Origin of the sequence: Pelomonas dachongensis, from assembly GCF_043555865.1 — a bacterium.
GTDB lineage: Bacteria > Pseudomonadota > Gammaproteobacteria > Burkholderiales > Burkholderiaceae_C > Pelomonas > Pelomonas dachongensis.
Map to the genome: position 1 here is coordinate 383,622 of NZ_JBIGHY010000004.1, position 17,579 is coordinate 401,200.

A 17,579-nucleotide genomic window follows, 5' to 3' on the forward strand; every position below is an offset into this window, starting at 1 on the left:
ATGTTGAGCCCGGCGCAACGACATGCCGGTTACGACGTCGCCATCCTGGCGGCCCGCACAGAGCCGTATAAGCAGGCTCGCCAGCGCCAGCCTGCGCGTTGGTCAGGTCGCACCCGGAACTGGTCGCCCATCGGCGCCGTCACGCTCAATCCAGAGCGCGACACGGTCGTTGCGACAGCGCTTCACAGCCAAGATATTCAGCCAAAGTCTTCATGACTGAGGCGACAACCACCTTGACGCGCGCCGCCGCCAGGCCAGCTCGGAGAAGCTTACACGTCGCGGCCTGTGAGCTCAGAGCGCGCGGATCCCCGAGCGCTGGGCAACTGCCGCCGTGCTGCTCAGCGCAAAGGGCATTGTCAGCCGTGCCGGGTTCTTCACCAAGCCGCGGCAGCACACCTTGCCGTCGGAGGGCGGGGGCGCTCGTCGATCGCCAGTAGAGAGGGCATCTTTGCAGGGCTTGCTGCCGGTCGCGAGTGGCATCTATACGGCAGCAGTGTGCCCAAACCTGTCCTCGCTGATGCCGAAGTGAACGACGTGAAAACTGACGCTCGTCGCCCGGCCAAACACTCAGCGGAGTTCGAACCTCGACCTGTACGAGCCACCGGCACTTTCGTTGTCGATGGCTGCTGCGCGCTAGTCACGGAGCTTCAGTACCAAAGGCCTGTTGAGGCAAAAGCTGCCTCCAGGCCTGGATCGCAGAAATCAGCACGGCACCACGGTGACCAACTCGCGGTACAGCCGGCTGGGTGACACGGGCTTGTGCAGCAGTGGCAGCCCGCTGCCCACGGCTTCGCGCAGGCGCTGTGGCGCGGTGTCGCCAGTGATCAACAAGGCGGGCAGACCGCGCCCGACCGCCGCGCGCAAGGCCTCGATCACTTCAACGCCGGTGCGCTGGTCGCGCAGTTGGTAGTCACTGATGACGACTTCGGGCACCCACCTGCGCGACAGGCTCAGCGCAGCTTCGATGGACTCAACGGCGTGGCACTCGCAGCCCCAATCGCGCAGGAGATGCTGCATGCTTTGGCGCACCGATTCATCATCGTCCACCACCAGAACCCGCAGGCGCAGCGGCTGTGCTGTGCGCGGCTCGGCCGGCGCGAGCCTTGCTGCGGGGGCTTCGGTGGCCAGCGGCACCGTCAGTCTGAACACGCTGCCACGCGCCCGCCTGGAGTCCAGCGACAGTGCGTGCCCCAAGGTGCGGGCCAGGCCTTCCACAATGGCCAGCCCGAGCCCCAGCCCCTTGGTCCGGTCACGCTCCGGGTTGCCGAGCTGATGGAACTCGCGAAACACGGCACGTTGCTGCGAGGCCTCGATGCCTATACCCGTATCGAAAACCTCCAGCAAAACTTGGCTTCCGCGGCGCCTGCAGGCCACCAGCAGTCCCCCGCGCTCGGTATAGCGGATGGCATTGGAAACTAAATTGCGCAGGATTAGCTCAATCAACGCCGGGTCTGAATGCACAGCCAATGCGCTTTCGCGTGATCGGTATTCCAGGCCCTTTGCGTCGGCCTGCTGGGCGAACTCTCGCTCGATCTTGTTTAGTAGCGGCTGCACCATGAATGCCCGAATTTGCGGCTTGATCACACCGGCTTCGATCCGAGAAAAATCCAGCAAGGTATTGAGCATCTCGGCCGATGCGCTGCACGCCGCGGCAGCGCTGGCCACCAGTTCATGCTGGGCGGGGCTCAAGGTCGTGCGTTGCAACACATCCAGAAACAGGCCCTGCGCATGGATCGGTTGGCGCAAATCATGACTTGCAGCCGCCAGAAATCGTGATTTGGCTTGGATGGCTGTCTCGGCAATATCTTTTTGCACCTGGAGACTGATTGACAATTCTTCGAATTCGAAGTTTTTGCGAGTCGACTCCAAGAATTCGCGGTGGGCAGTGATGCCGAAGCCGATGCACCAGGCCATGTAAAGGATTGTGCCTACCCCGATGTTCAGGCTGTGCGGGCCGGGGTAAGCGAACGCCATGACCACGATACTTCCAACACAGGGGGTGAAAAAACGGAAAAGCGCAGGCAGATGTGCCTTCAATGTCTGTAGCGAGCCCTGGGAGATGCCTGCAATGACAAGGATTAGCAATAGCTGTAATTCCAGATTGTCCGGAACCCACATGATCCATATGCCCGCTGCCCACAGCAGACCGTTGATCGTCGGCAGAGCCGTAGAAACGCGCAGTCGGTGAAGCGCGTTACTCGCATCCAAGGGCTGTCGGCGCAAATACAAGGTTCGCGAGACCGCAGCAATGTTGAAAATCCCCAGCGCCGCTAACCACGCGAGTAAAAGCCATTGATTGGAGTCGTGTCGGCACAGCCAACTTGCCGCGGCTCCCTGGATGAAGGTCGCTACTCTGGCTCCTGTCGATGCTCTTTCGAGCGCCTGCACCTGCTGTATGAGAACTTTGTCAGCAGTACTTTTACTGTCAGTCAGGCGAGGTAATACTGGCATTTAGTGACCTGTATTTTTTTCCGAGCAGCACCACCGGCACCACCGATGTGCTGACGCTGTTCAGCAAAAGACGCAGTTGCTCCACCAGCATGTTGCCCAGCGCAAAGTGAAGCACTGATGTCCTGATGGGCGGTGCAGATTCAACGCTTCTCCCGCTAACCGATCAGTCGCTGCTGCCGCGCTGTCGCCACCGCCTCGGCGCGGCTGCCAACGTTAAAGAACTCCAGAATGTCTTGCACATGGCGGCGCACGGTATTGTCGGAAAGCGACAAGCGGCGAGCCATGACCTTGTTGCTCAGGCCCTGATTCAACAGGTCCAACACCTCGCACTGGCGCGGGGTCAGGCTCCGGGCGCTGGGCGACTTGATGGCCGGAGGCAATCCTTCTGCAATCGTGCCTTCCAAAACCTTGCAGATGGCCTGCACGATCTGGTCGGCCGTCTCCGCTTTTGAGACAAAGCCTGCCGCACCCCGGGCCAGCGCCAGGTGCACGGTCTCGGGGTCGCTCTGAGATGACACCATCATCACCGGCACCCTTGGCCACTTGCGCTTGAGCAGTGCCAGGCCCTCCAGCCCGCTCAGTCCCCTCAAATGGATGTCCAGCAGCACCACATCCAGGCGGTCGGGCGTGGCGTCGATGGCCTCCTGAAGCGAGCCCGCTTCATGGATGACCGCCTCCGCCATGGCCGACGAGATCACCAGCCTGAGCCCGGACCGGAACATGGCGTGGTCGTCGATCAAGAGGACATGGGGCGGGCTCATGGCCGCGATTACAGCACCCTGCCTGCGGGGGGGGCTCTGGTCTAAATGGACCATGTCAACGGAGGCGCGGCATCCCTAGCATCGCGCCCAGAAAAAGAGCGCCCGATCTGTCCGTAGCTGAGCCGTGTCAGGTCTTCACAAAAACCAACCCTGCTTGAGAGAGTTCCGCGCCATGGCCAAAACCACTTCGAATATCACGCGTCATCTGCCTGCGAAGAGCTTGCTGGCATCAACAACTGCAAGCAGAAACCCCGATGAAACGATTGAAAACATGGGCTGCTGCGCTGGGCCTGCTGACGGTGGCAACTGCGACGCACGCGGCGCCGTTGGTGAGTGTTGACGGCGGCCTGGGGATGCTCGTTAGCGCAACGGGCCTGGCGTGGACCGCGTACATGAATCTGAATGAGCGGATGACCTGGGCCCATGCAAACCCCTGGATCGGCACGCTGAACGCCAGCAACGGCGCCGGTCACAACGACTGGCGCTTGCCGACGCTCAACCCGTCGGACATCAGGGGCGCGCCCTTGCTCGGCGGCCCGCACTCTCGCCCCGTCCAACTGCAATTCGTTGCCGTATGCTGACTTCTGAACCTTTCAAGCGCATCGCGCAGCGGGCCGTTCTCTTGGCCTTGGTGGCGTGTCAACTGCCCACGCTCGCCAGCGCCGCAGACATGCCATTCGGCCTGCCGAGCGGCCAGGGCATCCAGGTTGCCAAAGAGGTTGCCTCCGCTGCCGACGTGTCCGTGACGGTGGCCGCGTCCGCGTCGACACCCGTTGACCCGGCGGCTCGCCATGCATCGTCGCTGCCCCGCGAACTCGGCAAGCCTGAGGACGACCTGCAACTCGACGTGCGCGCCTACCAGGTAGACGGCCTGCCGGGCGTGTCCGCGGCAGACCTGGCGGAGGTCACGGCACCGTTCACGGGCACGGCGCGGCACTACGAGGACCTCGGCAATGCCGTCGCTGCCGTGACGCGCTACATGCAGCGCAAGCTGGGGTATTACGTCGGCATGGCCTATCTCCCCGAGCAGAAGCTGCAGGACGGCGTGGTCCACATCTTCGCGCTGGAGGGGCGGCTCGACGACGTCCAGGTCCGCTGGCCGGCGGCCTTGCCGGTTCGGCACGAGGTCATCGAGCGCTACCTCGCCCTGCTCAAGCCCGGCGCCATCCTGCGCGTGGCGGACATAGAGCGCGTGGTCTACCTCGTCAACGACCTGCCGGGCGTGCGCGCACGCTTCGAGATAGAGCCCGGGCGTGAGCCGGGCACGGCCTCGCTGATCGTCACGCCCGAGGCCGAGCCGCGCTTCAGCGGGCGGCTGGAGTACGACACGCTGGGCCCCCGGAATACCAGCGTCAGCCGCTTCGGCGTGCGCGCCGTCATCGCCTCGCCGACCGGGCTGGGCGACGCCTTGCAGCTGAACCTTCGGGGCAGTGCTGGTGGCGGCCTGTATGACGGCAGCTTGAGCTACAGCCTCCCCGTCGGCGGCAGCGGGCTCAAGCTGGGCGCAATGCTCTCCGAGGTGCACTACTTCCTGCCCAGTGCCGCCGTGCAGCAGAACCTGCGCGGCACTGCCACGCTCGGCGATGTGTTCGGCCTGTATCCCGTGGTGCGGTCCCGCAACCTGAACCTGTTCATGCTCGCGACCGTCGCGCGCAAGCGGTTCGAAGACCGGTGGGAGTCGCTGGTCGTGCGCCGTAGCACCCAATCCGTCCAGTTGGGCGTGCTGGGTGACGACCGCGACGACGGCTTCGGCGGTGCGGTTAGCACCTACGAGCTGAGCCTGCTGCAAGGCCGCGCGGCGCTAGGCCCGCTGTATTCGCTGACCGGCCTGCGGGCGACCTACCGCAAGCTGAATGTCTCCTGGTCCCGGCTGCAGAGCCTGGTCCCCGGTCGCCTGCAGCTGTACCTGCGCGCCAAAGGGCAGTTCGCCAACACCAACCTGGACCCGAGCGAGCGCATGCCGATCGGCGGCGCCGATGGGGTGCGTGCCTTCGACCCCGCGGAAGGCGCGGCCGACGATGCCCAACTGCTGACGGCTGAGCTGCGCTGGCTGCCGCCCGCGTCCCTGTTCGGCAACGTGGCGCGCGAACTCGTCTTCAGCGCGTTCTACGACTGGGGCCACGCGCGCTACGCCCATGCGCCCGACGCACTGGGGGCGCTCGCGGCGGAACTGCTCGGCCCGCAGAACCGTGCCACGCTGGGCGCCGTCGGCGCGGGCGTACTGTGGGAACGGCGGAACGACTTCTCGATGCGCTTCAACCTGGCCTGGCATGTGCAAGGTCAGCCCACGATCCGGCCGCACAGCCACCTGCCACGCGCCGAGATGGTGCTGAGCAAGGCCTTTTGACGTGTCAGACCTGGAGCCTTCCCTCATGACCCGCCTCCACACGCTCCCATCCCGGCCCGTCTCGCCTGGCGGCCAGGCCATGGCCGCCGCACTGCTGATGACGCTCGCCGGCGCAGCCGCGGCGCAGGCCACGGGTGCCGTCATCGTTCCCCCCAACGCGGCCCAGGCAGCGGTCATCCAGAGCATCGCCAGCCAGCTACAGGGCGCCAGCTCCGCGCGTGCGCTGCTGCAAGGTCTCAAGGCCAACAGCCTGCCGGCCGGCGTCGAGGGCGTGGTCGCCGGCGTGGCCGGCGGGAGCGCGGGTGGCGACGCCCTGCGCGTTCTCAACCCACCCAGTCAATGCGTTCCGCGGTCGAACAGGCTCGATTGCGCCGCCCAGGGGGCCACTGACGCTGGTGGTGCCGACGTGTCCAGTCGCCTGCGGCACAGCGTGATCGGCGAAGTCGGCGCCGGACGCTCGGCCACCGAGGGTGCCGGTGCGCCCAAGAGCGGGCCGACCTGTACGCCCTTGCCGGGCAAGCTGACCTGCGAACGCTGAGCAGCAGCCTGGTGACGCTCACCGCTTCTCGCTGAACTGACTTGCCCGCGCAGCGTGTTGCCATGCGAAGACAACGCCCCAGCGCCGGTGCGATCCCTGTGACGTGGGTCGATATGTGGAGGGCTATGGAATGTAGCCTTTGCCGTCGAAAAGGAAGAGCACATCCTGTCGGTTTTACCTTGGCCGAGGAGGCCGCCAGGCAATGCGAAGGATGGAATGGCTGACTGCAGGGGTGGGCACTTGCCTTCTGCTGCTCGTCTGAGTGAACGACAGCTTTTCGCAGCCCATACGGCGCGGCGGAGAGCAGCAACGGGTCGGTTGCGTGAATTCAACGTCGCATGAAGCTGACATCTCCTGGTGCCGAAGTCGGCTCGGCCCGCTTGAGTGCGACGAACGGCAGGTCCACCCCGCAGACCGGCCAACCAGACCTGGACCAGCTCATGCCTTGATGACCGGAAGGCGCAAAAATCGGACGCACGCCGCCCGGCGCCGACCGACCGCAACCGCTGCGGGGCCGCCCTTCAGCCGAGATCTAGAGCCTCGGCTTTGTGCACTTTGCGGCCCCTCTGAAGTCGCAGTCCAAAGCCAGCAGCCAGCCTGAAAGCGACATCGGCGGTCCGACGGCAGTTCTGTAGCCTTCTCGGACGGTCGGCGCTAAGCGTCGAGAGACCGGTCATCAGCGCTTACCGGTCTTCCAGGCGCTAGCCGGGTCAAGCCCTGCCCGAGCAGCGTGATGCCCAGACTGGCGGTTCGCTGCCGCTGACCGCGCTCACGGCGTCCAAGTGACCGCTCTGAGGTCTTGCGACCGTCGCAGATCGACCCTGAACGGACTCGGGCCTCGCGCCGATCGGGCGCGCCGCAAGCGGTCACTCGTGAACGCCCCTGAACGCGCCTGCCTCGCCGCAAAGGTCGCTAGTCACCCGCCACTGGACGACGGTTCGTCTGGCGCCTTCAAGTGCCCGTCAGGCCGGCGTTTCAGGCGTCTTCATGGGGAGGTCATGGAAGTCGCCGAGCCTGGTGGCGATCAGTTCGATGAACGCCGACACGGCCGAGGGCAGATGCCGGCGGCTGGCGAACACCATGTGTACGCCATGGCCCCTGCGGTGGTACTGGGGCAGTACCGGCACCAGCAGGCCGGCGCGCAGTTCTCGACGAGTCATCGTCGACGGCAGCAGCGCGATGCCCAGCCCGGCCAGCGCCGCCTTGCGCAGCAGCTGCACGGTGTTGCCGCTGAGCCGGCCAGCCACCTGGACCTCGACGTTGGTGCCGTCTTGCGCTGACAGCTCCCAAGTCGCACGGCCACTGGGGTGTGCAAAAACCAGGCAGTCGTGGGCAGCGAGTTCCTCCAAGGAGGCCGGCGCGCCGCGCGCTGCGATGTAGGCTGGGCTGGCCACCAGACCGTCGAGCCCGGCGTCGAGCACCCGGCGCGCAAACAGGGCTGAGTCTTCCAGCACGCCGCCGCGGATCGCGACGTCGATGCGGTCGGCAATCAGGTCCGCGCGGGCGTCGCTGAGCACGAAATCCACGCGAACCTGTGGGTACTCGGCCAGAAAGGCGGCGAGCCATTCCATCGGGAAGAAGTCGAAGAAGTCGGCCGGTGCTGCCACTCGCACCAGCCCGCTGGGTGCTTCGTTGCCCGCCATCAAGGCCTTGCCCGCGTCGACCAAGCCATCCACCGCGGCGGCGCAGCGGTCGTGGAAGTCCTGCCCCGCATGGGTGAGCGACAGCTTGCGCGTGGATCGCTGCATCAGGCGCGTGCCCAACTGCGCTTCCAGTTGCTGCACCCGGCGGCTCAGCGTGTTGGGCGGGATGCCCAAGCGCCGGGCCGCTTCTGCAAAGCTGCCGCAGCGCACCACGTGCACGAAGACCGCGACGTCGTTGAGATCGAGCATGGCAATTACTTGCATTTGTGGATGAGTCAAATCCGATTGTGCCGACTAGTCAATCAAAGAGGGGATTTCTAAGCTTCGGCATCGAATCCGAACACCGCAAACGATGTCCACCCAGCCCGCTCTGACAGCCCTCGTCGTGCCTCCCCGTGTGCCGCGCGCCATCGTGCACCGCACCCGCGGCACCACACACGGCCCCATCACCCGCCTGATGAACCCGGGCGATCTCGGCGAGGCGCTCAAGCCCTTCATCTTTCTGGACTTGGTGAACTTCGACTCACGGCACGGCAGCCCGCGTTTTGGCATGCACCCGCATTCGGGCATCGCCACGCTCACCTTCATGTTCCAGGGCGACGTTCGCTACGCCGACAGCACCGGCCAAGCCGACGTGCTGCCGGAAGGCGGCGTGGAGTGGATGCAGGCCGGCGGCGGTGTCTGGCACACCGGTGAAGTGGTGGGCGACCGGCCCAGCCAGGGCTTCCAGCTGTGGGTTGCACTGCCCGCCGCACTGGAGAGCGCGCCGGCGTTCAGCCAATACGTGGCACCGACCGAGGTGCCGCAGGTGGGCCCGGTGCGGGTGCTACTGGGTCAGTACGGCACTGCGCAAAGCGTTATCCGGGCACCCTCTGCGATGACCTATCTCTCGGTGACGCTGGCCGCCGGTGAGCGTTGGCGTTACACGCCGCCTGCCGGTCAAACCGTCGCCTGGGTGGCGGTGGCCAGCGGGCGGCTGCTGTCCAGCGAGCCCATCGCGACCGGCGAACTCGTGAGCTTCGCCACCTCAGAAACCAGCATCGACTTCATCGCAGAAACCGATACGCGCTTCGTGTTGGGCTCTGCCGTGCCGCACCCGCACTCGCTGGTGATCGGCACGTACTGCGTGCACACCAGCGCCCTGGCGCTGGCCCGCGGCGAAGCGGAGATCCGGCGCATCAGGCAGAGCCTGCCTGTTGCGGTCTCGGTCAGCTGACTGACGAATCGCAATCAGGCGGCAGATGCCTGCGCAGCCCGACCTTTCAACTTTTTCCTCGTCCCCAAACCAAACCAACTCAACGAAAGACACCATCATGAACATCGGCATCATCGGCTCCGGCGCACTCGGCAGCAACTTCGCCCGGGCTCTCGCCAAGAAGGGCATGGCAGCCACGATTTCCACCCGCCGCGGACCCGAGTCACTGGCACCGCTGGTGGCCGAACTCGGCGGCTCCATCAAGGCAGGCACCGTGGCAGAAGCGGCCGCGGCCGACATCGTGCTCATTGCCGTGCGCTGGACCGACCTGGACACCGCACTGCCGGGCCTGCCGGCCTGGAACAACCGCATCGTCATCGACGGAACGAACCCCGTCGAGTTCCTGGATCCCAACTCGCCCGACGCCAAGGACCCGAGCAACCCGCTGGCCGCCTACGGCATCAAGGCCATCGACCTGGGTGACCGCTCCTCGAGCGAGGTGTTCCGCGAGAAGGTGCCCGGTGCACGCGTCGTGAAGGCGCTGAACCACCTCGACGTGAATGTGCTGGCGCAGCCCGAGGCGTCCGGCGGTCAGCGCGTGCAGTTCTATGCCGGCGACGACGCCGACGCCAAGCAGGCCGTGCGCCAGGTGCTCGAAGCCATTGGCTACTTCCCGGTGGACCTCGGCTCGCTGGCGGTGGGTGGCCGCCTGTCGCAACTGCCCTTCGGCAGCCTGTCCGCCACCAACTTCATCAAGATCTGAGAGCGCGTCCATGAACACCGATCAGCACACCCACATCGCCAAACGCACGGGCCGGCGGCGCCTTCTGGCAGCAGCCACACTGGCGGTCACGGCATTCGCTGCACCCGCCCAAGCCCAGGACGCAGGCCAAGGAGGCAAAGGTCTGACGGCATCGCAAGTGCTCAAGCGCGCCATGGACCTCTTTCTCGCCAAGGACATGAAGGGCTGGTCTGAGCTGTGCGACGAGAACGTCGTCGTCGAGTTGCCGTTCTCGCCAGACCCCGCCGGCAGGAAGATCGTCGGCCGCGCAGCCATCTACGCTTACCTGAAGGACTATCCGAAAGCCATCGACATCAAGTCGCTTCCGACGCTCAAGATCCACGCCACCGAGGACCCCCATGTGGCCATCGCCGAGTGGAGCGTCTCAGGCCGCGTGATCAGCAACGGCAACCCCTACGAGTTGAGCTACGCCACCGTGGTGACGGTCCGCAACGGACTCATCTTCAACTACCGCGAGTACTTCAACCCGCAGGCGTTCCTGGCGGCCATGGCCGGCGACAGATTCTGAGGGCTCGCGAGCTCCACCCACGATGAAAGACGGCCGCATGGCCGGCTGTCGTTCCAGCCCGTCTATGGCCCAACCCACAGTGGAGCGACACCGTTCCGGCGGTGAAGCCGTCCTTGAGGGCCGTGGGCGACCAATGACCGGCTTGCGTGGATGCTGGCGCAAAGGTGTCGGTATGCGAACGACGCAGATCGGCCTGAAGCAGCCGTCACCGGCCGACCGGCTGCTTCGCAGCGATTGCTGACGGTCGCGGCCGGCGTGCTTACGGCAGCAAGGTGCCCTAAGCGGAAGGTCGAGATCGACGACGAAGGACGGCACGGCAGCGTTTGCTGTCATCCGCGGCTGGTAGCCGGGTTCACGCTCGAGGACACGAAGCCGTCATCAGCTCGCCGGTCGACGTGCCATCTGCGACGGCCGCTGTCGATGGTGAAGCAGCCATCCAGACTGTCAGGCCGCCGCAGGCCCTGCCCTCATCGGTTCATAGACACCGTCAGCTGATCTCTCGACGACAGGCGCTGCACTACCGAGTCAGAGTCGAGCTCCTTTATGCCGATGATTCGCGGCGGCCTCGCCGATCCAAGAATGTGCACCTCAAAAAATCGAGATCCACTCCTGTTCGACTGAACCCTGAAAACCGTCTTCTGCTCGCCGCGCTCTAGGTAGTATTGCTTGATAACGTCGACCTCTGGGGTCAGGGAACTACGAAGCGCAGCCAGCGTCTTGTGGGCAGATGAGATTTGGGACTGGAACGCACTATCGCGGGGCAAGTTGGCTTCCTTGAATGCGTATATGTCGGACATGGACTTTGAGTTCGCGATATGCCAGACGAAGTTGGCTCCAATTCTCAAGTCGGGGGGGATCCTCTGCGCATAGCAAATGCTTGAAGCGAATACTGCCACGATCAGCAAGACCTTACTAGCCACGTTCATGTCACACCCTTCTCACGCAAATATTTTTCATACGCCGCCTGAAAGAAGTCAGCGAACTTAGCTACGTCTACCCCAGTCAGCACTTTGAGTCCCTCAGTCGCAGCGTCTTGAGCCTTCTTCCAAAAGGCCTTGTCCGTTTGCGCTAGGCACTCAGATCCTTTTGACTTGATTGCGATTGGGAAGTACGTTGTCCCTTGCACAGGATCCTTGAACGATGTGGCATCCACAAAATCAAGGACTTTGAGCAGATGCACGTAGCGAGAAATTACCTCGTCGGAAACACCGTCTACGCGTAGTTCGACAGGGCTTTCTCCATCGATGCCGCATTGCTCATTGATTGCACGAAGGACGGCGTACTGCAGTTCGGTTGAGTATTCAGGCGCGGACATGGCTGGCATGTTCTCCCGAGACTGACCAAACGTGTGTCGCCGTGGACCCATGAATCATCAACATTGGGGACGGAGCACCAGCTGCCGCTGCCACAGAGCAGTGAAAACCCTGGCTGAGCAACTGGACATAGTTGACCGACAGCTCAGGGGCATCTGCGGAACTTTCGGTCATGGCCAGGAGTGAGTAGTTACCTATGACCGAATCAGGGCGCTCTGGACAAGGCAAACGATTCGACGCCAGCGTCGCTACGTAGTACGAGATGCTGGCATTGCTCGCCAGTTCACGATTCAGAGTAGCGTCGCCCAGCCAATAGCCAGTTCCGCCCACCGCATCCCAAAAACAGTGGATGTCACGGACCCCGGCGCCCGCTAGCGTCGGTTGCTGGGACTAAGGGGAGGACGGAATGGCGCACGGAATTGGTGACGTGGACGTACAAGCCAGGAGGACAGACCAATCGCGTTTCAGCCAATTGGCCCTCGCGGCTGTGTTTGCCGCCTCCATGGCCGGCTGCGCTACCACGGACCGCCCCTATGTCTTCGCCGAGCAGGGACTGACTGCGCCGACCGGGGCATCGGCGGCCCTGACCGCGGCCTCTGCGCCCAACCTCAAGACGGCTATGGCGCATGCCCGCGAGGCCCAGCGCCAGTGGGGTGAATCGGCGCGCGGGGAGTCGGACCGTAAGCGCGGGGTCAGCGCGGGCCTGATCGGCCTGTCCGCCATCGCCCTGCTCAAAGGCGTGACCAACCCCAATGCGCGGGATCTGGCGGGGATGGGCGCGGCTAGCGCCGGACTGTTCGCCTGGGGCAACACCATGACCTCCAGCGCCCGCAATGCCATCTACCGCGAGGGCATCGCCACGCTGGCCTGCGCGGTGGAGTCTGTGGCGCCTTATGACAGCCCGAATTGGAGCGGCAGCGGCGATGAAACGATAGACAAGCGACTGGCAAAGGCCCAGGCCGCGGAATCCAAGCTGGACGAGTGGATAGACCGGTTGAAGCCGCAGAACGAGGTGCGGCCGAGGAACATTGCCGCACAGCCGTTGCCGGCCAACTGTGCGCCGCTGAAGCAACCCGTCTGTACGGCCGCCGTGCCGGACAGCCCGCAGGCCGCCATCTGTGAAGCACTCAAGCCCAAATGCGTGGCGCGCGCCGCCAGCACCGTGGACGAGAAGCCCGACCCGTCCTTGTCTGCGTTGATGCAGGTGGCTGTGAAGGAGAAAGGCGAACTAACTAGGTCCATAGACCGGACCATCCAGTTGCAGGGCCGCGCGGACAGCGCGGGCAATTGGCTGTGGCGAACCGGCGTGGAGGTGGAGCAGCGCGTGCGGGATGGCATAGAGAAGACCGAGCCGGACCTAGCCACGGTGCTGTCCGTGTCCCAGGCGTTGAAAGCGCCACCGGTCGCCTCGCCCGCCGCTTCCGCCCCCAGCCCAGCCGACGCCGCGAAGGATGCCGAGGCGCACTCCAAGCGGCAGCCCAGGCAGGGCGACGCCGTGCGGGCCGCGCCGGCAGGCATGGATGAACTGCAGAAGAGCGTGGACGCGAGCCAGCAGGCGCGCCGCGCCATAGACCGGCGCAACCGGGTCCTGGATGCCGCGCTGTCACTGGCGCGTAGCGAGAACTGTCGCCGTGTGCTGCCGCTGAGCTTTGATGGCGCGGGCACGGGTGCGCCGGCCGATAACGGCACCCCGACGGCCAACACCAGCGCGGCCCCACCTGTGACAGCGCAGCCCACGGGCGGCGGCGCGCCCGACACCAGCGTGCGCACGCCTCCGCAGACCAGCGGCTGACCGCCATGGCCTGGGCCAGCATCTGCAACAACAGTCATGGCGACGGGGCCGGCAGCCTGGGTGCGCTGGTGCGCGAGCGCGCCGGCAGCGGACGGGTCTTTGCCGTCACGGCGGCCCATGTGCTGGCCACCAACCCGCAGGCCGCCTTGAATGACGAGGTGGAGATCGACTGCAACCTGGGTGACGCGCCGGTGCTGGGCCAGTTGTGCGACTGGCTGCCCCGCTTTGACAGCAGCGCCGCCAGCGACATGGACATCGCCATTTCCACGCTGGGACCGGACGCCTGCCGGGCCTTGTCCACAGTGCCCGACCTGCTGCCGGCGGGTCTGGCCCAGCCCGCGCTTGGTGCGGACGTGTTCCTGCGGCGCGAGGGCGGCCAGGTGCGCGGCACCATGCTGGGCTATGTGTCGTGCTGGGTGAGGGCGGGGCAGAACCACCCGCAGCGCTACTTCATCCATGACGCCGTGTGCTACCACCTGGACGACGCCAGCGTGCACGGCAACAGCGGCGCGCCCGTATGGGATCAGCATGAACGCCTGGTGGCCATCCACATCGGCGCCACGCCGCCGGGGACGGCCGGCAATGCGCTGGGCGTGCCCATCCAGCGCATCCTGGACCGGTGGTCGCTAGAGCTGGTCAGCCGGGGCTTCCAGCCATCCGCCCAGCCGCCCCTGCTGCCGACCGTGCACCGCGTGGTCGCCACCGGAGAGGCTGCGCCAGCCGCTTCCGATGCCGCGAACGGCGACGACACCAATGTGCTCATCCGCACCGTCTATGGCGAGGCGCGCGGGGAGCCGGAGGACGGCATGGCCGCGGTGGCGCATGTGGTCCTCAACCGCGTCAGGGCGCAGCGCTATTGGGGGCGCACGATCACAGCGGTGTGCCTGAAGCCCTACCAGTTCAGCTGCTGGAATGCCAACGACCCCAACCGCGCCAGGCTGCTGGAACTGCAGGCCGGAGACGCGCGGCTGCAGCAGGTGGCCCAGGTGGTGCAGCGGGTGCAGGGCCATGCCTATCCCGACCCCACCGATGGCGCCACCCACTATCACAACCGCTGGATGGCGCGGCCGCCGCGCTGGGTCCAGGGTCGTCCGCCTTGCCGCGTCATCGGCAACCACGCGTTCTACAAGAACATCGACTGAGGGGAACGCGCATGGACTCACGCATGCTGGAAGTTGCGATCGGGCTGGCGCTGGTCTTCGCCCTGTTCGGCCTCCTGGTCACCGCCGTCCACGAGGCCCTGGCGCAGGCGATGAAGTCGCGCGGCAAGACGCTGCGGGTGGCGGTGGTGTCCCTGCTGGGTGACAACGCCGAGATGGCGGACAAGTTGATGAAGCACCCGCTGCTGGTTTCCATGGCGGAGGGCGATGCCAAGTCCCGGCTGCGGCCGTCCTACCTCTCGGCCGACGTGTTCGTCAGTGCCCTCATCAGCCAGCTTGCCAAGGACTATCTGCCTGGCGAGGACAAGCCGCCCACGCCGGGCGAGTTCGTCACCCGGCTGGCGGTGAAGCTGCCCACCAACCTGGCCGACAGCTTCAAGTCCCTGCTGCCTGGCGCCGAGACCGACTGGCCGACGTTCGAGAAGCGCCTGTGCGCCTGGTACGACGCGGTGGGAGAGCGCGCCACCGGCTGGTACAAGCGCAAGACCCAGCGCGACATGTTGCTCATCGGCACCGTGGCCGCCGCGCTGCTCAACATCAACCCCATCGTCATCGGCCCTAGGCTGTGGGATGACGACGTGCTGCGGCAGTCGCTGGTCACGGCGGGGGAGCAGGCCAGCAAGGCCTACAGCGATGCGCTGCAGAAGGGGACGCCCGGCGATCCGGCCGTCGCGGCCTCGGCGGTGGAGGCCGGCGCGGCTGCGGGCGTGCGCTCGCTGGGGGCGGAGCCGGGCGGCTCTGGTGCTCCGGCATCCAAGGTGCTGGCGACGGCCGAATCCGCCAAGGTGGAGAAGATGCTCGCGGAGCTGAAGCTGCAGCTGACGGGCGCCGCGGCAGTTTCCGCGAGCGCGGGCAGCGATTCCCTCGTGGTGCTGCTCCAGGCGCTGGACGGCATGAGCAAGCTGGTGAAGGCCCTGGATGCGGCGCGGCTTTCCGGCGATGGCTCGCTGGAGCGTCAGCGCCAGATCACTCAGGCGAAGCTGGCCCTGGACGCCGAACTCACGGCCTTGCGTGCCCTGGCCGCGACGGCGGCGGCTCAGCCCCTGGCCGGCGGCCTGTCCGTGAAGATGGACGACCTCCAGATCGCCGTTGCCGCTGAACTCGAGGCCCGCCATGAGGCCCGGCGTCCCCGGCAGCCGCCGGGCAAGTGCGACAAGGCGGGCTCGCCGGAGGCCGCTGTCCTTTGCCAGCGCATGAACGAACTGAACTCGCTGCAGGTGGCCGGCCTGCCGGTGGGGTGGTCGCCGCCTTACCTGCCCAACGTGGTCCAGGCCTCCAGCTGCAAGCGGGTGGAGTGGACCCGCGAACGCCTGGCCCAGGAAATCAGGAACGCCAAGGAGGAGCCGGACGAATCCGAGGCGGGGCGTTGTTCCGGCCTGGGGTTGCTGAGCAATCCCAACATCTGGTTCGCCTTTGCCGGCTGGCTGCTGATGGGGCTGGCCGGCACGCTGGGCGCCACCTTCTGGTTCGACCTGCTGACACGCTTCGTCAAGCTCCGTGGGGCCGGCGGCAAGCCGGAGCCGGCCGCCTCTTCCTCGGGTGCTGCGGTGGACGCCACGGGCACGACAGTAGCCGGCGCCCCCGCACAAGCAGGCCCCGGTGGCGTCATGGCCAGGCCTGCGTCCGACGCGCCGCCGCCGCGCACGCCCGCTTCCAGCGACGTGCTCAACCTGGCCGAGGCGGGCCTGACAACGGCCGAGGTCGAGGAAGTGCAGCGCCGCCTGAACACCACCGCATCGGGCTACTTCAACCAGGCCACCCGCGACGCCATCGCCCTGTGGCAGCGTGGCCGCCAGGAGAACGAGACCGGCGAGCTGACCGCCGCGCAGATCCTGGAGTTGCTGGGCAGGCCGCCCTCGGGCGATGGAGAAGGCTATGTCGGCTAGCCCGGTGACGGTCCAGACCTTCCCCACGCCGCGCGAGGCGGTGGTGACGGTGAAGCTGAACTTGCGCGCGGAACCCTCGCGCCTGTCCGTGCTGCGCCGCCGCGCCACGCCCGAGCAGGTCTTGCGGGTCTCCCGCCTGGTGGAAGGCGAGGAGTACCTGGGCGAGAACGGTTGGTTCCAGGAGGACGGCACCGGCCTCTACTTCTGGTCCGGCGGCGCCCGCCTACATGAGTCTGCATCCCCGTCCACCACGGTTGCCACGGCCTCGATGCGGGTTAACCGCCGCGTCGACGGCACGATACGCCCGCTGACCAACCGAGAGATCGAACAGGTCTATGGGCCCCTCAGCTACGCCGAGAGCGGCAACGGCGCGGTCACCATCACCGATCCCGCCTGGAAGCAGCATCTGCAGGCCTTCAAGCCCAAGTGCCTGCAGGACCTGGGCCACCGCTTCCTGCAAGTGCACACGCGGGCCTTCCCGGCGTTTGACCGCGTCTTCGCTGCCATCCAGCAGAAAGGGCTGGACGAACGCATCCTGAGCTGTGGCGGCACCTACGTCCCCCGCCACAAAGGCTGGGACCCAAAGCGCGAACTGAGTTCCCACAGCTGGGGCATTGCCATCGACCTGAACGTGGCCTGGAACGGCTATGGCGTGGAGCCGGCGCTGCTGGGCCGGACCGGCTGCCTGCGCGAGTTGGTGGAGTTCTTCGCCGCTGAGGGCTTTGCCTGGGGAGGGCATTTCAGCGGCAAGGACCGCGACGGCATGCATTTCGAGCTAGCGCGAATGGATGTTTAGTCGACATCTGAAATCGCCCCCCTTATCGCCCTGAGGATGCCCGTCGATGTGTGCACAGCGCAGTAGGCTCAATTCAGGCTGTCTTCGCGCCTGACAGGCAGCTTTGCGGTGACGAAATCTGGTCAAAGCATGTCGCTTGAGGTAGGCACCGCCCAGTCAATCTGCGCGGGTCCGGTCATTCAGGAGCGGGTTGCTGCCACCAGCTGTCGAACGTCCGTACTTTGATGTGCAGCGGTCCTACGCGACGCCGAATTTCGAATGGCCGCTGCTGGTTGTCGCAGCCGCTCAGGCCGCTGAACGCGAATAACTCTGACCAGCCTGTCGCTGAGATTCGGCGAGCTTCGGCTTTGGGCACATTGCTGCCTCACGACGGACCAAACCGAGCGG

The 17,579-nt window shown here is 65.7% G+C and carries 15 protein-coding genes and 1 pseudogene; 11 read left to right on the forward strand and 5 right to left on the reverse strand.

What is annotated here, in order from left to right:
* Window positions 1–3 precede the first annotated feature (3 nt).
* Window positions 4–216 (forward strand): annotated as a pseudogene (locus tag ACG02S_RS13810) (IS3-like element ISAzo10 family transposase); the annotation flags it as partial.
* Between the two features lie 486 nt (window positions 217–702).
* Here ACG02S_RS13810 and ACG02S_RS13815 read toward each other — a convergent pair.
* The 3 genes from ACG02S_RS13815 to ACG02S_RS13825 are packed head-to-tail and all read right to left on the reverse strand — an operon-like array spanning window position 703 to window position 3,212.
* Window positions 703–2,388, reverse strand: coding sequence for an ATP-binding response regulator (locus tag ACG02S_RS13815; protein ID WP_394471034.1), 1,686 nt, complete (start codon window positions 2,386–2,388; stop codon window positions 703–705).
* A 37-nt stretch (window positions 2,389–2,425) separates the two neighbouring features.
* The gene (locus ACG02S_RS13820; protein WP_394471035.1) at window positions 2,426–2,566 is read right to left on the reverse strand and encodes a hypothetical protein; all 141 of its coding nucleotides are present in this window, start codon (window positions 2,564–2,566) and stop codon (window positions 2,426–2,428) included.
* 40 nt (window positions 2,567–2,606) lie between these two features.
* Window positions 2,607–3,212 (reverse strand): response regulator, encoded by a 606-nt coding sequence (locus ACG02S_RS13825; protein ID WP_394471036.1) that lies wholly within the window; start codon window positions 3,210–3,212, stop codon window positions 2,607–2,609.
* A gap of 254 nt (window positions 3,213–3,466) precedes the next feature.
* Between ACG02S_RS13825 and ACG02S_RS13830 the strand changes: the two genes are divergently transcribed.
* From ACG02S_RS13830 to ACG02S_RS13840, 3 genes are all read left to right on the forward strand, one after another.
* Window positions 3,467–3,793, forward strand: coding sequence for an Lcl C-terminal domain-containing protein (locus ACG02S_RS13830; RefSeq protein ID WP_394471037.1), 327 nt, complete (start codon window positions 3,467–3,469; stop codon window positions 3,791–3,793).
* 89 nt (window positions 3,794–3,882) lie between these two features.
* A complete protein-coding gene (locus ACG02S_RS13835; protein ID WP_394471038.1) occupies window positions 3,883–5,559 on the forward strand; it encodes a ShlB/FhaC/HecB family hemolysin secretion/activation protein in 1,677 nt (558 codons plus the stop codon).
* Between the two features lie 25 nt (window positions 5,560–5,584).
* Window positions 5,585–6,097: a hypothetical protein gene (locus ACG02S_RS13840; RefSeq protein ID WP_394471039.1), complete on the forward strand. Its 513-nt coding sequence runs from the start codon at window positions 5,585–5,587 to the stop codon at window positions 6,095–6,097.
* Window positions 6,098–7,059: 962 nt separating this feature from the next.
* Here the strand turns inward: ACG02S_RS13840 and ACG02S_RS13845 are convergent.
* The gene (locus ACG02S_RS13845) at window positions 7,060–7,989 is read right to left on the reverse strand and encodes a LysR family transcriptional regulator (protein ID WP_394471040.1); all 930 of its coding nucleotides are present in this window, start codon (window positions 7,987–7,989) and stop codon (window positions 7,060–7,062) included.
* A 103-nt stretch (window positions 7,990–8,092) separates the two neighbouring features.
* Here ACG02S_RS13845 and ACG02S_RS13850 point away from each other — a divergent pair, with 103 nt between their 5' ends.
* The 3 genes from ACG02S_RS13850 to ACG02S_RS13860 all read left to right on the forward strand — a co-directional run bounded on the left by ACG02S_RS13850 (window position 8,093) and on the right by ACG02S_RS13860 (window position 10,245).
* Window positions 8,093–8,956, forward strand: coding sequence for a pirin family protein (locus ACG02S_RS13850; RefSeq protein WP_394471041.1), 864 nt, complete (start codon window positions 8,093–8,095; stop codon window positions 8,954–8,956).
* Between the two features lie 97 nt (window positions 8,957–9,053).
* A complete protein-coding gene (locus ACG02S_RS13855) occupies window positions 9,054–9,698 on the forward strand; it encodes an NADPH-dependent F420 reductase (protein ID WP_394471042.1) in 645 nt (214 codons plus the stop codon).
* Window positions 9,699–9,708: 10 nt separating this feature from the next.
* Window positions 9,709–10,245: a nuclear transport factor 2 family protein gene (locus ACG02S_RS13860; protein WP_394471043.1), complete on the forward strand. Its 537-nt coding sequence runs from the start codon at window positions 9,709–9,711 to the stop codon at window positions 10,243–10,245.
* Between the two features lie 922 nt (window positions 10,246–11,167).
* Here the strand turns inward: ACG02S_RS13860 and ACG02S_RS13865 are convergent.
* Window positions 11,168–11,560, reverse strand: a complete 393-nt coding sequence (locus ACG02S_RS13865) for a hypothetical protein (protein ID WP_394471044.1) — start codon at window positions 11,558–11,560, stop codon at window positions 11,168–11,170.
* Between the two features lie 404 nt (window positions 11,561–11,964).
* Between ACG02S_RS13865 and ACG02S_RS13870 the strand changes: the two genes are divergently transcribed.
* From ACG02S_RS13870 to ACG02S_RS13885, 4 genes are read left to right on the forward strand one after another with little or no spacing between them, the layout of a single operon-like run.
* A complete protein-coding gene (locus ACG02S_RS13870; protein WP_394471045.1) occupies window positions 11,965–13,350 on the forward strand; it encodes a hypothetical protein in 1,386 nt (461 codons plus the stop codon).
* 5 nt (window positions 13,351–13,355) lie between these two features.
* Window positions 13,356–14,492 (forward strand): cell wall hydrolase, encoded by a 1,137-nt coding sequence (locus ACG02S_RS13875; RefSeq protein WP_394471046.1) that lies wholly within the window; start codon window positions 13,356–13,358, stop codon window positions 14,490–14,492.
* Window positions 14,493–14,503: 11 nt separating this feature from the next.
* Window positions 14,504–16,396, forward strand: coding sequence for a peptidoglycan-binding domain-containing protein (locus ACG02S_RS13880; RefSeq protein ID WP_394471047.1), 1,893 nt, complete (start codon window positions 14,504–14,506; stop codon window positions 16,394–16,396).
* Window positions 16,386–17,192 (forward strand): M15 family metallopeptidase, encoded by an 807-nt coding sequence (locus ACG02S_RS13885; RefSeq protein WP_394471048.1) that lies wholly within the window; start codon window positions 16,386–16,388, stop codon window positions 17,190–17,192. Before ACG02S_RS13880 ends, ACG02S_RS13885 begins: the two co-directional genes overlap by 11 nt.
* Window positions 17,193–17,579 lie beyond the last annotated feature (387 nt).